This window comes from Barnesiella sp. An22 (assembly GCF_963931395.1).
Classification (GTDB): domain Bacteria; phylum Bacteroidota; class Bacteroidia; order Bacteroidales; family Barnesiellaceae; genus Barnesiella; species Barnesiella merdigallinarum.
Genome location: NZ_OZ007014.1, coordinates 1079158 through 1093926 on the forward strand (window position 1 = coordinate 1079158; position 14769 = coordinate 1093926).

Annotated in this window: 9 protein-coding genes and 1 pseudogene; 7 read left to right on the top strand and 3 right to left on the bottom strand. The window is 53.4% G+C overall.

From position 1 onward, the window contains the following. Positions 1-58 precede the first annotated feature (58 nt). From ABGT88_RS04405 to ABGT88_RS04415, 3 genes and pseudogenes are all read right to left on the bottom strand, one after another. Positions 59-1375 (bottom strand): annotated as a pseudogene (locus tag ABGT88_RS04405) (glycoside hydrolase family 125 protein); the annotation flags it as partial. Between the two features lie 175 nt (positions 1376-1550). After that, positions 1551-2501: an endonuclease/exonuclease/phosphatase family protein gene (locus ABGT88_RS04410; RefSeq protein WP_258326605.1), complete on the bottom strand. Its 951-nt coding sequence runs from the start codon at positions 2499-2501 to the stop codon at positions 1551-1553. Positions 2502-2534: 33 nt separating this feature from the next. Next, positions 2535-4820, bottom strand: coding sequence for a GH92 family glycosyl hydrolase (locus tag ABGT88_RS04415; protein ID WP_346700632.1), 2286 nt, complete (start codon positions 4818-4820; stop codon positions 2535-2537). A 370-nt stretch (positions 4821-5190) separates the two neighbouring features. Here ABGT88_RS04415 and ruvX point away from each other — a divergent pair, with 370 nt between their 5' ends. The 7 genes from ruvX to ABGT88_RS04450 all read left to right on the top strand — a co-directional run bounded on the left by ruvX (position 5191) and on the right by ABGT88_RS04450 (position 14757). Beyond that, complete coding sequence (gene ruvX, locus ABGT88_RS04420) at positions 5191-5607, top strand: Holliday junction resolvase RuvX (protein WP_087408220.1); 417 nt, start codon at positions 5191-5193, stop codon at positions 5605-5607. Positions 5608-5610: 3 nt separating this feature from the next. Next, positions 5611-6177, top strand: coding sequence for a peptide deformylase (def, locus tag ABGT88_RS04425; protein ID WP_346700634.1), 567 nt, complete (start codon positions 5611-5613; stop codon positions 6175-6177). Between the two features lie 33 nt (positions 6178-6210). Next, entirely contained in the window at positions 6211-7896 is a 1686-nt protein-coding gene (gene ettA / locus ABGT88_RS04430) for an energy-dependent translational throttle protein EttA (protein ID WP_087408218.1), read from the top strand. Between the two features lie 410 nt (positions 7897-8306). Beyond that, complete coding sequence (locus tag ABGT88_RS04435) at positions 8307-10460, top strand: leucine-rich repeat domain-containing protein (RefSeq protein WP_346700637.1); 2154 nt, start codon at positions 8307-8309, stop codon at positions 10458-10460. 300 nt (positions 10461-10760) lie between these two features. Then, positions 10761-12146, top strand: a complete 1386-nt coding sequence (locus ABGT88_RS04440) for a transposase (RefSeq protein WP_346700154.1) — start codon at positions 10761-10763, stop codon at positions 12144-12146. Positions 12147-12385: 239 nt separating this feature from the next. Then, complete coding sequence (locus ABGT88_RS04445) at positions 12386-12952, top strand: hypothetical protein (protein ID WP_346700639.1); 567 nt, start codon at positions 12386-12388, stop codon at positions 12950-12952. A 1106-nt stretch (positions 12953-14058) separates the two neighbouring features. Further along, complete coding sequence (locus ABGT88_RS04450; protein WP_346700641.1) at positions 14059-14757, top strand: hypothetical protein; 699 nt, start codon at positions 14059-14061, stop codon at positions 14755-14757. Positions 14758-14769 lie beyond the last annotated feature (12 nt).

Consider the following 14769-nt stretch of genomic DNA (forward strand, 5'->3'; position numbering starts at 1 on the left):
AAAGAGAAATGCTCCCGATTTTGGGGTCGGGAACATTTCTCTTAACATTTTCGTGGAGTTATTGGATGTCGATGCTGTTGAGCAAATCGACCTTGCCTTCGTTCACCAGTTTGAGGATGAGTTCGCCAAACAGTGTATTTTGCCAGGCGAACCAGGGACGGGTGAAGTTGTTGGGGTCGTCTTTGTGGAACGACTCGTGCATGAATCCCGTACCAGCGTCGGTCTTCATCAGCATCTCGATGCAGGCTTTGATTTCCTGGTCGTCCTGGCTGGTAAAGGCCTTCATCATGATACTCATGGGCCATACCATGTCGTAGCCGATGTGGGGACCGCCGATGCCTTCGCCGGCCTTACCTTTGAAGAAGTAGGGGTTGTCTTCGCTCCAGACGAAGCGGCGGGTGTTCTGGTAGATGGGGTCGTCTGCGTCTACATCGCCCAGGTAGGGCATGGCCAGCAGGCTGGGCACGTTGGCGTCGTCCATGAGCAGCTGGTTGCCGAAACCGTCGACTTCGAAGGCGTAGATCTTACCATATTTCGGGTGGTTGTACACGGCATATTTCTGCAGGGCGGTCTCTACCTCCTGAGCCAGGTCGGTGCACTCCCGGGCCAGCGCTTCGTTGTGGTTGACGGTGCGCAGAATCTCGGCCGACTTCCGCAACGAGGTGACGGCGAAGAAGTTGGAGGGGATGAGGAACTGGAAGGTGGTGGCGTCGTCCGACGGGCGGAAGGCCGAGCAGATGAGCCCCACGGGTTTCACGGGGTTGCCCAGACCCATGTTGGTCATCGTGTCGAGAGCCCGCTCGGTGCGGCGCATGAACTTATAGGGGCCCACGCCTTCTTTGCGTTGTTGCTCCTTGAAGGTGCGCAGGATGTGGGTGATGGCGTTGATCCACTCGTCGCCGAAGACCGAGGCATCGCCCGTCACCTTCCAGTAGTGGTAGGCGAGGCGGATGGGGTAGCAGAGCGAGTCGATTTCCCATTTGCGCTCGTGCAGTTCGGGTTTCATGTCGGTGAGGTCGCTCATCCATTCGCCGCCGGTGGGGCCCATGTTGAAGGCGTTGGCATAGGGGTCGATGTTGATGCACTTGAACTGGCGGTTGATGACGCCGGCCAGCATCTTCTTCAACTGCGGGTCTTCGTTGGCCAGTTGTACGTAGGGCCATACCTGGGCACCCGAGTCGCGCAGCCACATGGCGTGGATGTCGCCGGTGTATACAAAGGTGTCGTCGTTGCCGTCGAAGTGTACGGTGGTGTCGAGCGTGTTGGGGAAACAGTTCTCGAACATCCAGGCGAGGCGGGCGTTGGTGAGCAGGGCCTTCACCCGTTTGATCTGTTTCTCTACGGCACTTGACACGAACAGACGCTCTTGCGGGCGCTGGCTGGTGTACTGCACGCGGGTGTTGTCCTGACGGGCAACAGCCACGGGAGCGGTGGCTGCCTGGGTGTAGGATACCCCGCAACCGAGGGCTACGCACAAGCAGCTTATTTTTGCGATAGTTTTCATAAAAAATAGGTTAGTGAAAATAATGATTGGTAAATAGAGATTTCGTTTAATGACGGCCCGGTGTCTCGAGCACCACCATCACGGGGAAGTGGTCGGAGGGGGTGCGGGCCTGATAGGCCTCGATGTCGATCTCCTCGGGGTAGTCCTCGACCTGAGCCTTGCCGCTGTCGTGGCGGATGGTGCGGTAGCTGTCGGTGAGCACACCGTACTTCTGCACCTGGAAATCGGGCGACACGAACACGTGGTCGATTCGGCTGCGGGTGTAACTATTGGGGGCAAAGCCGTTGAAGGTGCCGTTGAGGGCATAGCGCAGCCGAGCCGCCTCGAAGGCGTCGCGCAGGGCACCGCTTTCGGTGAGAGCCCGGTAGGAGCGGTGGGTCTGGTCTACGTTGAAGTCGCCGGTGAGAATGACAGGCAGCCCCTGGCCCAGCGTCCTCATTTTCTGTTGCACGAGGTAGGCGCTCTCGACGCGGGCCTCCTTGCCGATGTGGTCCATGTGCAGGTTGAAGAAGAGGAACTCGAGCGAGCTCTCCTTATCCTTGAAGTGACCCCACGTGCAGATGCGGGGCAGGACGGCATCCCAGCCCACACTGGGGGTGTCGGGCGTCTGGGAGAGCCAGAAGTCGCCGTGGTCGAGCAGCTCGAAACGGCTGGTGCGGTAGAAGATGGCGGCATGTTCGCCCCGCTCTCCACCATCGTCACGGCCCACACCTATGTAGTCGAAGCCCGGCAGGCGGTTCTTCAGCGTATCGAGCTGATGCTTGAGCCCCTCTTGCGTGCCGAAGAGGTCGAAGTCGTGGAACCGGATGAGGTCGGCCATGACTACACAGCGCTGGCCCCAGCCGTCGCCCTGAGCTGAGTCGCCGGCGTTGGCATTTCTCAGGTTGTAGGAGGCCACGGTAAACGTGCAGCTCCTTTTGGGCTGGCAGCCGTAAAGGCCCAGCGCCAGAACGAGAACCGACACGATTCCCGTCCACTTGACAATACGGTTTGGCATAATGTGAATATTGGTGTTCAAATATACGACATTTTACTCATTCTCCAAAGAGAAGGAATAGGGGGCATCGGCCGGATTGGTTCCCCGCTTGCGATTGGGCTTCGAGTCCATGACGAACTGCACCCGTCCTCCCTGGCTGAGGGTCTCGTGGGTGAGGTAGTTGTGGTCGTAGCCCTTGCCGTTTACCTTCATGGAGCGGATGTAGGGCGTCTCGGCGCTGTTGTCCGGGGCCTCGATGGTGAGCGTTTTGCCGTTCTCGAGATGGAGGAGAGCCTTCTGGAAGAGGGGCGTGCCCAGTACGTACTGGTCGGTGCCGGGGCAAACCGGATAGAAACCGAGGGCCGAGAAGATGTACCAGGCCGAGGTCTGGCCGTTGTCCTCGTCGCCGCAATAGCCGTCGGGGGTGGCGGCGTAGAGCTTGTGCATGATTTCGCGGATGCGGCTCTGGGCTTTCCACGGTTGGCCCGAGTAGTTATAGAGGTAGACCATGTGCTGGATGGGCTGGTTGCCGTGGGCATACTGACCCATGTTCATCACCTGCATCTCGCGCATCTCGTGAATCATGTCGCGGCTCTCCATACCCAGGTAGCTGGGCATGACGAATACCGAGTCCATCATGTGGTTGAAGACGGAGGCACCGCCCATCAGGTCGATGAGCCCTTGCGGGTCGTGGAACACGCAGAAGCTCCAGTGCCAGCTGTTCCCCTCGCAGAAGTCGCCGCTCCAGTCGGTTGCCTGGAACTGGGGGTTGAAGCGGCCCTGGTCGTCGCGGCCCACCATGAGCCGTTCCTGCGGGTTGTATACCTGGCGGTAGTTGAGGCTGCGCTGTTTGTAGATGCCGATTTCGCTGTCGGGTTTGCCCAGCCGTTTGCCCAAGGTGTAGATGCACCAGTCGTTGTAGGCATACTCCAGCGTGCGGGCCACGCTCTGCCCCACGCCGATGTTGCTGGGCACATAGCCCAGACGGTTGTAGGCCTCGAAGGCCACACGGCCCGAAGCCGTCCCCTCGAGGTGGGCGTTGGCTCCGTGTTTCAGGGCCTCCCACAGTTTCTCAATATCGTATCCGCGTATGCCTTTCACATAGGCATCGGCCACAATCGAGGCCGAGTTGTTGCCAATCATGCAGTCGCGGTGGCCCGGGCTGGCCCATTCGGGCAGGAATCCGCTTTCGCGGTAGGCGTTGACCAACCCCTCCTGCATCTTGTGGTTCATCGAGGGGTACACGAGGTTGAGCAGCGGGAAGAGCGAGCGGAAGGTGTCCCAGAAACCGGTATCGGTAAACATGTAGCCGGGCAATACCTGGCCGTTGTAGGGGCTGTAGTGGACGGCACGTCCCACGGCGTCGATTTCGTAGAAGGTGCGGGGGAAGAGTACCGAGCGGTAGAGGCAGGAGTAGAAGGTGCGCAGGTCGTCGATGCGGGTGTCGTCGATTTCGATGCGCGACAGCACCTGGTTCCACCGTTTCTTACCCAGCTTGACCATGCGGTCGAAGTTGCCGTCGCCCAGCTCCTTCAGGTTCAGTTCGGCCTGTTCGGGGCTGATGAACGACGAGGCCACCCGGGCGTGCACCTGCTCGCCCCGGCGGGTCGAGAATCCTACGATGGCTCCGGCGTGGTTGCCCCGGGCCTCGTTTTGGTTGGTCTTGATGGCGTTGTCGAGAGCCACGGCCGTGAACTTGAACGGCTTGTCGAAGACGATGACAAAGTAGTTTTTGAAATTCTCGGGAACACCGCCCGAGTTGCGGGTCGAGTAGCCTATGATTTTGTTCTCCTCGGGAATGATTTTCACGGCCGAACCCCGGTCAAAGGCATCGACAACGACGTACGAGTTGGCCTCCTCGGGGAAGGTGAAGCGGAAGAGAGCCGCCCGGTCGGTTACCGTCATCTCGGTAGTTACGTCGTGGTCGGCCAGATAGACGCTGTAATAGTAGGGTTTGGCCACCTCGGCCTTGTGCGAGAACCAGCTGGCCCGCTGGTTCTGGTCGAAGACCACGCCGCCGGTCACCGGCATGATGGAGAATTGGCCGTAGTCGTTCATCCAGGGGCTGGGCTGGTGAGTCTGTTTGAAGCCCTTTATCTTGTCGGCGGTATAGGTGTAGGTCCAGCCGTCGCCCATATCGCCGGTTTGGGGAGTCCAGAAGTTCATGCCCCACGGCATGGCAATGGCCGGGTAGGTGTTGCCGGTAGAGAGTTCGTATTTCGACTGGGTACCCACGAGCGGGTTCACATAGTCGACGGGCGAAAACTTGGCGAATAGCGGAAGTCCGCAGAGGATAGCACTGATAAAAAACAATTTACGATAAATCGAATGTCGCTTCATGGCGTGATAGTTGTGTGTATGTTTTCAAATAAATAAGCAAAGTGTATAGTTCGGTTTCCCGTTGAGGCGGCCGTCCCCTTGGCAGACAACCGCAAACGAGTGTTCAAAGATAATGAAAGAGACGAACCGAGGCAAATGAAAACGGTGATTTCTGTTTGTTTCAGTCTTTTCCTTTCACTATCTTTGTTACACGAAGACAGGAGTCGGCTCAGGATAAAAAATATTTGAAACAGAGTTTCGATATTTTATTCTCCGCTCGCCTTTCACTATCTTTTCATAAGATAGGAGTCGGCTCGGCATAGTCAAATGTTGAAAACTTTGTTTTCCATTTGCCTTTGCTCTCGCCTTTCACTATCTTTGCACCAGCATTATGGGCAGAATACTTTCAATAGATTATGGCAAGAAACGCACGGGTATCGCGGTGACCGACCCGCTGCAGATTATCGCCAACGGTTTGACTACCGTCGCTTCGTCGCAACTCATCGAGTTTCTCACGCAATACATGCAGCGCGAGGAGGTCGAGCGGGTGGTCGTGGGGCTGCCGCGGCAGATGAACAACGAGCCGTCGGAGAGCATGCGCTACATCACCCCCTTTGTCAACCGGTTCAAGAAACTGTTCCCGCAGGTGCCTGTCGAGTTTTTCGACGAGCGGTTCACTTCGGTGCTGGCCCATCGGGCCATGCTCGACGGCGGTCTGCCCAAGATGGCTCGCCGCAACAAGGAGCTTGTCGACGAGATAAGCGCTACGATTATCCTCAGAGATTATTTGGAAAGTAAAAAACAATAAGATATGGTATTACCTGTTTACCTGTACGGACACCCCGTCATTCGTAAGGAGACCGAAGAGATCGATGCTTCTTACCCTCAGCTCAAAGAGCTGATTGCCAACATGTATGAAACGATGTATGCCGCCGATGGCATCGGGCTGGCAGCGCCGCAAATAGGCCTGTCGATACGGCTCATCGTCATCGATGCCAGCCCCATGGCCGAATACTTCCCCGACTGCGAGGGCAAGAAGCTGACCCTCATCAATCCCGTGCTCGAGGTGCTCGAGGATGGTCCCAAGCAGACCCGCGAGGAGGGTTGCCTCAGCCTGCCCGGCATTCACGAGCCGGTGCCCCGCATCGAGAAGATTCGTCTCAAATGGCTCGACGAGGATTTTGTGGCTCACGACGAGGTGATCGAGGGCAACCTCTCGCGTGTGGTACAGCACGAGTATGACCACCTGGAGGGCAAGGTCTTCATCGACCGCATCTCGCCCATACGCAAGCAGCTCATCAAGTCGAAGCTGGTCAACATCATCAAGGGACGCGTACGTTGCGACTATCGGGTGAAAGCGACACCCGTCAAAAAATAAAACTCATTTCAAAATCTTCTTATCTGCTTTTATATGGCCGACGACAAGAAAGTTATATTCTCGATGGTGGGCGTGAGCAAAATGTTCCCGCCCCACAAACAAGTATTGAAAGACATTTATCTCTCGTTTTTCTACGGGGCCAAGATCGGTATCATCGGTCTCAACGGCTCGGGAAAATCGACCCTGCTGAAAATCATCGCCGGGGTGGAGAAGTCGTACCAGGGCGAAGTGGTATTCTCGCCGGGCTACTCGGTGGGTTACCTCGAGCAGGAGCCCAAGCTCGACCCCGAAAAGACGGTGAAGGAGGTGGTGCAGGAGGGCGTGCAGCCTATCCTCGACCTGCTGGCCGAGTATGAAAAGGTGAACGAGTCGTTTGGCGACCCCGAAGTGCTCGAGGATCCCGACAAGATGGATGCCCTCATGGCTCGCCAGGCCGAACTGCAAGACCATATCGACGCCTCGGATGCCTGGAATATCGACAACAAGCTGGAGCAGGCGATGGATGCTTTGCGCTGTCCGCCCGAAGACCAGCTCGTGAAATACCTCTCGGGGGGTGAACGCCGCCGGGTGGCCCTCTGCCGCCTGCTGTTGCAACAGCCCGACATCCTGCTGCTCGACGAGCCTACCAACCACCTCGACGCCGAGTCGATCGACTGGCTCGAACAGCACCTGCACCAGTATCCCGGTACGGTTATCGCCATCACGCACGACCGTTACTTCCTCGACCATGTGGCCGGCTGGATTCTCGAACTCGACCGCGGCGAGGGTATCCCCTGGCAGGGCAACTATACCTCGTGGCTCGAGCAGAAGACCAAACGCATGGAGATGGAGGAGAAGCAGGCCAGCAAACGTCGCAAGACCCTCGAGCGCGAGCTGGAGTGGGTGCGCATGGCTCCCAAGGCCCGCCAGTCGAAGGGTAAGGCTCGTCTGAACTCCTACGACAAACTGTTGAACGAGGACCAGAAGGAGCGCGAAGAGAAGCTCGAAATCTTTATCCCCAACGGTCCCCGTCTGGGCAACAAGGTGATCGAGGCTCACGGTGTGGCCAAGGCTTACGGCGACAAGCTGCTCTTCGACAACCTCGACTTTGTGCTGCCGCCCAACGGCATCGTGGGGGTAATCGGTCCCAACGGAGCCGGCAAGACCACCCTCTTCAAGCTCATCATGGGGCAGGAGCAGTGCGACAAGGGTTCGTTCGAGGTGGGCGAGACGGTGAAGATTGCCTACGTAGACCAGACCCACAAGGACATCGACCCCGCCAAGACCGTCTATCAGGTAGTGTCGGGCGGTCTCGACACCTTCCGCATGGGAGGTCGCGACATGAATGCGCGGGCTTATCTGTCGCGATTCAACTTCACGGGAGCCGACCAGGAGAAACTCATCGGGGTGCTCTCGGGTGGCGAGCGTAACCGCCTGCACCTGGCCATGGCGCTCAAGGAGGAGGGCAACGTGCTGCTGCTCGACGAGCCTACCAACGACATCGATGTGAACACGCTGCGGGCACTCGAGGAGGGTCTCGAGAATTTTGCCGGCTGTGCCGTCGTCATCTCGCACGACCGTTGGTTCCTCGACCGCATCTGTACCCACATACTCGCCTTTGAGGGCGATTCGAAGGTATTCTTCTTCGAGGGTTCCTACTCCGAGTACGAAGAGAACAAGAAGAAACGCCTGGGCGATGTGGAGCCCCACCGGGTGCGCTATCGCAAGTTCATGGCATAAATATACGTTTTATATACCGCATAAAGTCACGGCGGGCCGCAAGGTTCGCCGTGACTGTTTTTGGGGGGAGGGGAGGATTTGAGGGGACCGATGGCTGCCTTCACCCTGTGGAGACAGCTCTTTCCGGCCGGCCTTTTCGGGTGGCTGTTCAATCTTTTTTTCACCCGATACGGCCCCGAAAGTCTCATATTATTTAGTCTTATTGTATATTTCTTTTGACTTAATGCAGTTTTTTTACAAAAATTATTTGCAATTCGATAATTTTTTGTAGATTTAGGCATCGAAAAGAATAGTAATAATCATCTAAACATTTTAATTTGAAATATTGAAATCTAAATCTCTATACTATGAACCTAATCCTCAGCTAGATATTTCCCCTTTATTTTAAACCCACCTTAAATTGTTGAATTATGCGAAAATCTATTCTGAAAATGTTCTCCGTGGCTGTCTGCCTGTCAATCGGATTTTTTGTAAATGCGTCCGACTTCTCGACCGATGGTGTATATTACAATGTGCTTTCGGCCGACGACCTTACGGTAGAAGTGGCCCCGGGCCCGATTCCGGCCTATTCCGGAACTGTGCGAATCCCCGAAGAGGTTACTTTCGAGGGTAAAACGTATACGGTAACGGGAGTTGGGGCAACGGCATTCCAAGATTGTGAATCGTTGCTTGGTGTCATCCTTCCCGAGTCGGTTACCGCGATTGGCGAGTCGGCCTTTTCGGGGTGTACCAATATGGTCTCTCTGGACATTCCGGCAGCCGTCTCCTCGATAGGTCCATCGGCCTTTTATAGCTGCCGGGCGTTGGAAGAGGTTGTTTTGCCCACGGGTATCGAAGTGCTTAGCACCTCGATGTTTGCCAGTTGCAGTAGCCTGACGAAGGTGACCGTGCCGTCGACGGTATCGAAAATCGAAGACTCGGTGTTCGAATTTTGCGGCAACCTGTCGGATGTAACCGTACCCGATGGGGTCTCTTTGATTGGCAGCTATGCTTTCTCGGGTTGCAGTTCGCTCACCGAGCTGGAGTTCCCGGCCAGTGTCGACTCGATAGGCGAGTATGCCTTGTGGGATTGCAGCGGCCTCACCACCTTCCGCATCCCCGAGGGTATCGTTCATCTGGCCGCTTCGACCTTCAGCGGATGCAGCGGTTTGACCGAAATCGAGTTTCCGACTTCCATCAAAACCATCGGCAATTCGGCCTTCTACGATTGCACCGGTTTGAAGTCGATTGTGCTCCCTGAAAACCTTACCTCGATAGGCGACGAAGTCTTTTATTATTGCACGGGTTTGGAGTCGGTCGAGATGGGCGAGTCGGTTACCTCGATTGGCGAGTGGGCCTTTTACGAGTGCCGGAGTCTGAAATCCATACAGTTGTCCGATAAGGTGACGGCGATAGGCAACTGGGCTTTTGCCGGTTGCATCGCTTTGACCGAAGTTGACCTGCCCGACCAGCTGACCAGCCTGGAGCATCACACCTTTTACGGTTGTACCCGGCTGAGTTCCATCAATTTGCCTGCTCATATAAAGTCACTGGAGTATTCGTCGCTCGAGAATTGTTCGGCTTTGGCCGGCATCGACCTGCCCGAGGGGCTGGAGACCATCAGCTACAACGTGTTTGTGGGGTGTTCCAAGCTGGAGTCGATAACGATTCCCTCTACGGTTACCTCTATCGGTGCGTCGGCCTTTGCCAACTGTACGAAGTTGGAGTCGATTGTAATTCCCAAGGGAGTAAGTTCGCTGGGTTATTCGGTATTCAACGGTTGCAGCGCTCTGAAATCGGTCGACATTCAGGCACCGCTTACGGCAATCGAGTCGTATATGTTTGTCGATTGCAGCGCTTTGACCTCGCTGCAAATTCCGAAAACCGTTCAGTCGATAGGTGCGCACGCCTTTGAAAGATGCAGCAGCCTCGTAAGCGTGAATATCCCCGAGGGAGTAACCGAAATTTCATCCGAACTCTTCAAGGGTTGTGTGGCCCTTACCTCGATAAAACTGCCTTCGACGGTGAAGGTAATCAGCGACGGAGCCTTCGACGGGTGTACCGGACTGACCATGGCCGAGTTGCCGGAGGGTACGACCATGGTAGGCTTTTCGGTATTCTACGAGTGCACGGGCTTGCGCACGGTTAAGTTGCCCTCGACGATAACGTCGATCGGTTTCGAGGCGTTTGCCGGTTGTCCGTCCATCACATCGGTGGTATCGCTGAGTACCACAGCTCCGGTGTTGAGCGAGTCGGCCTTCGACGAAACCGTTTACAACACCGCCGAGCTGCTTGTGCCCGATGGCTCGGTAGACTCCTACAAGACAAGCGATGGCTGGAAACTGTTCAAGAATATACAGGTAAACAATCCCTCGGGTATCGACAATTGCGCCGATGCTGCCCTGCAGGTGGTAGTCGATGGCAACCGCATTCGCATAGAGGGCGCTGCCGACAACCTGCCGGTCGAGGTGTACAGTTTGGGTGGCCAGTTGGTATATCGGGGTGAAGCCTCGAATATCGAACTCCCGGGTTCTGGCATGTATCTGGTAAAAGTAGCACGGCAGACTGTCAAAGTGGTTTTGTAGATAATTTTTGTTGAATAGGGCGAGAGGGCTGTATCCTATGTTGAGGGTACGGCCCTCTTGGTTATATTGGGCGCCTGTGTGGGGAATGGCTTCATTCCCCGTTTTGCGGCCTTCCCGGGACGGTTTGTCGTGACAATCGAGCCAGTTGTCTAAACTAGGGACTGTCGTAAAAAGAATAAAACTTTATAACGAATTGATTGCCAATGTAATATAAAATTTGTATCTTAGCTAAAGATAAAAAGAATACCTCCAATTGCCCTAGAAAAGCCAAATTTGGAGGTATCGCAAAAATTAATCTGCATGGCTAAGGTACAAAATTTCTCTGAAATATCACCCGATCTTCCTTTCACGGAGTTCGATTTTTATGAATTGTATAGGCGGACGTTCGAGACTAGCGAGCTGGGAAAAATCAGGAAGAGGCTGCCGCTTGGTGAGATGGCAGAGAACTTTGGACTGATAAGCAAGAGCATGAGAGCGAAGAAAGGGCGAAAAACATACTTCACCCCGGAGGGCAAGGTTGCGCTGATGTTCCTGAAGATGTACACAGGTCTGAGCAGCCCGAAGTTGATGGAGCATCTTAACGGCAACGTCCACTATCAGCTCTTCTGCGATGTGAGAATAGACCCGATGCATCCTCTGACGAACTACAAACTTCTGGACGACGTGTTTTCGGAGCTGGCCCGCGGGCTGAAGATCCAACAGCAGCAGGAGATACTGGCAAGAGCCTGGAAACCGTACATGAAGGACCTGGACACGATGTATACGGATGCGACCTGTTACGAGAGCGAGATGCGCTATCCTACGGATGCGAAGCTTCTGTGGGAAGGAATAGAGAAGTCATATGAGATAATGTGCACTCTGAGTGCCAAGCTGAATGTGCACCGTCCGAGGACGAAGTACGTAGACGTAGAGAAGGCCAACCTGTCGTACAGGAAGCGGCGCAGGCATACGAAAGTCCAGACCAGGAAACTGACCAGACGCCTGCTCAACCTTTTGGGGAAGATACTGAAGGAGACCCGCACACTGGAGAGGGAGAATGCAGGCGCGGAGAAATTGCTGACAGCCAGACAGAAGAGCGATATTGAAATCATCACAAGAGTGTACCGCCAGCAGAAGGCCCACTTCGAGAACAACAATCCTCGCGAGAGTGTCAAGGACAGGATAGTGAGCATCAGCAAGCCGTATGTGAGGCCAATCGTGAGAGGCAAGGAAGTGAAGAGCGTAGAGTTCGGTGCGAAGTGCAACAACATCCAGGTTGACGGACTCTCATTCATCGAGAAGCTGTCATTCAATGCCTTCAACGAGGGAACCAGGCTTACGCACTGCCTGAAGATGCACCGAAAGCTCTTCGGTGTGGAGGCGAAGAAGGTCGGAGGAGATGCAGGCTATGCCGGCAGCGCCAACAGGGGGTACTGCAAGGATAGAGGAATACAGACGTCATTCGTCAAGCGTGGCCGTCCGTCCTTGGAAAAGAAAGAGAACGACATCATCCGCAACGAGCTGGCGAGGGTGAGGGCAACGAGGATGGAAGGCTCGTTCGGAACGCAGAAGGAACACTATGGCCTGAAACGCATCAAGGCAAGGACGAAGTTGACCGAAATCCTGTACATCTTCTTTGGCATCCACACGGCGAATGCAGTACAGCTCGTCCGGCGGGAAGTCAACGAAATTGCTCAGGCTGCCTGATGTTCGAGGTGAGTGAGAAACGGCCCTTTCACTGGAGTATTGGCTCCAGTTGGGTCCAAAAATGAAAAAAGGGGCTCCGAAACGGAGCCGAAAATATAAAAAGATGAGTTCGATCGGAAAAATTACCGGGACAGTCTGCCGATTGACTCATAATGACGGAATTAAACGACTGTCCCTAAACTATTTTCAAAAGCCGTATGCTCGTTATTTCTTTGTAGCGAAGGAAAAGGAAAACCAAGATGAACAGTCGATTGAAAATAGGAACTTTGCTGGTTGCACTGTCGACCCTTTGGATGGCAGTCTGGGCCGATGCCCCGCTCAAATCGTACAAGGATATACCTTCGCCCGAGCGGAATGCCCGCCTCATCACCGAGGCCATGCAGAGCCGGTTGGGGCTTACCGAAAAGCAGTACAAGAAGGTGTACAAGATTCAGCTTGTCGAACAGAAGACCATATTCAAATACAAGCCAACTCCACAGAGGGGTATAGAAAAAGATTTAGGGGAAATGCCGCTCCAGGTCCATCGTATGGAAGGCGGCCGACCGCACAGAGGTGGCGGTTTTGAAGGTATGGGAGGCGGTCGGCCTCCCATGCCTCCTCGAGAAATGGATTGGGGTGACGACCGTCCCGACCCCGAAAAGATAGCCAAGAACCTGACGAAAGCGGCTCAGAAGCGCGACAAGAAATTGAAGAAAGCGCTCAGTAAAGAGCAGTATGCCCAATGGAAAACCATGGAAGAGGAACTGCTGAAGCCGTATCTTAATCCCGGGCCCGACAAGCCGGGAAGACCCGAGCCTCGCGAGTAGGTTTCGTTCAAAGGTATAAAGTTCGAGAGAATAAAATAGGTGTTTTAGGTATTCAACGCAATGTCTCCCGGGTGACGTCAGTCTTGCACCACGGGAGATTTTTTTTGGGGGGATAAAAAGCATTTTTCTTTCTTTGAACTTTCGGTAATAGTATCTTTCTTCCTATTTCCCTTTCTCCTTTTTCTTTTGGCAAATGACGAATGGGGGTTATGGTATGCTTCAATACGGCATAGCTCGTGGCCTATCTTTGCAATATTGAAGAGCGGTCTATGATATTTTTTTATATGAGTTCCTATTGTTTACAAATATTTGTATATTTGCAAAAAGCAAGTATGGGATGCGGCTTTGCATAGTCAAATTTGGAAATGTATTTTGATTTGCCTTGCCCACTATATTTGAAATAGAAAAAACATGAGAAACAAAGAGTAATAAAAATATTACATAACATCGCGTAAGCTGATTATTGAGACCCGGTTAAATCTGGAAATTAAACAAGGGAGTCCTAAATAATTTGGCAAGTGAGTTCTGTATCCTTCCCCGAAGGACATAGACTGCTTTTCCCTTATTTGGACTCCAAGGTTTTCCAGAACCGTACCGGGCAGATAGGTCAAAAGTGAGAGTTGTGTCCTTTTTTCGTATCTGTCATTTCACTATCACAGCTGGTTAATCCCAATCACGTGAGTATTGGGGAAAGAGTTGTGCACCATGAAAATTATACCGGATATTCCTGTTTAGCTCCCGGAACGAGATTGTGTGATAGAAATGTCGTTACCCGGTAAAGAGGTAATGCAATCCTGCATTTCTTTAATCGATAGGTCTCTTGGGGATTGGGAGACATTTTTAAATCTATATGTTATGTACACATTGAATTTTCCGAATGGAAATGTGCAGACTTACGCTTCGTATAATGATATGTTAGCAGCTGCACGTCTGATGGGAGGAGAGGCAAAATGTATTAGTGGTAAAACATTTGTCTTTGTCCCTAAAAAGTAAGAGAACAGCAGGTGGGCACAAAAATGCCCACCTGCTGTTGTGAAATTTTAGAACCTGAAAAGAGTTATTGAATTGTGATTTTTATAAGATAATTATTTAATTATAAATAAACTATGATGAATGATGACTTGAAGAAAATAGGGAAAGGCGGAATCGTAGAAGAGGGTGTCTTTGTTCGTTTCCCCGAGTTGGTTCCCGCTTGGGGTAATCATTTTTGGCGAGAAGGCCGTGCGCACAAAAAGATGCTGTTGATTGGAGAAAGCAATTATTTCGATGATGCGGATATTCCGTATAGCGATTTTTTGCAACCCCAAGAGTGGTATCGCAATCCTGATGCGAAATTGATTCCTGAGTATCGAAAGACCGATGTGGGTAATTGGAAAACCTACAAGACTTTCACTCGGGTATATGATTGCATGAACAGGATACTCGACGAGAACCACATCGAGCACGAGGAAGATGCCCTTTGCGAATCGGCCTTTTATAACTACTTTTTGCGCCCGGCGCACGATATCGGCCGTCGCAAACAGTTTGTGCCCCAGCCGGTCGACCTCGATGTGGCGGGGGAAGCGCTGACGGGGATTATCCGGGTTTTGGAGCCCGAGTTGATTGTGTTTCTCAGCAAGTTGGCCTACAATTCTTTTTTGAATTACTGTAAAGAAAAAGCGATTGTGTGGGAGGGAATTGCTATTGAGCTGGTAAATCACCCGGCTTCGTGGCGTTTTCATAATGCCGAAAAATCGGCTTGTTGCGGAAAGATAAAATTCGAGGCCTTGTTGCGTGAATACTGGATAGAATCGCCGGGAGAGTAACGTGCTTGAATA

Coding starts and splice junctions, on each gene's coding strand:
- ABGT88_RS04410 (WP_258326605.1), bottom strand. CDS start 2,501: ATGCCAAACCGTATTGTCAAGTGGACGGGAATCGTGTCGGTTCTCGTT.
- ABGT88_RS04415 (WP_346700632.1), bottom strand. CDS start 4,820: ATGAAGCGACATTCGATTTATCGTAAATTGTTTTTTATCAGTGCTATC.
- ruvX (WP_087408220.1), top strand. CDS start 5,191: ATGGGCAGAATACTTTCAATAGATTATGGCAAGAAACGCACGGGTATC.
- def (WP_346700634.1), top strand. CDS start 5,611: ATGGTATTACCTGTTTACCTGTACGGACACCCCGTCATTCGTAAGGAG.
- ettA (WP_087408218.1), top strand. CDS start 6,211: ATGGCCGACGACAAGAAAGTTATATTCTCGATGGTGGGCGTGAGCAAA.
- ABGT88_RS04435 (WP_346700637.1), top strand. CDS start 8,307: ATGCGAAAATCTATTCTGAAAATGTTCTCCGTGGCTGTCTGCCTGTCA.
- ABGT88_RS04440 (WP_346700154.1), top strand. CDS start 10,761: ATGGCTAAGGTACAAAATTTCTCTGAAATATCACCCGATCTTCCTTTC.
- ABGT88_RS04445 (WP_346700639.1), top strand. CDS start 12,386: ATGAACAGTCGATTGAAAATAGGAACTTTGCTGGTTGCACTGTCGACC.
- ABGT88_RS04450 (WP_346700641.1), top strand. CDS start 14,059: ATGATGAATGATGACTTGAAGAAAATAGGGAAAGGCGGAATCGTAGAA.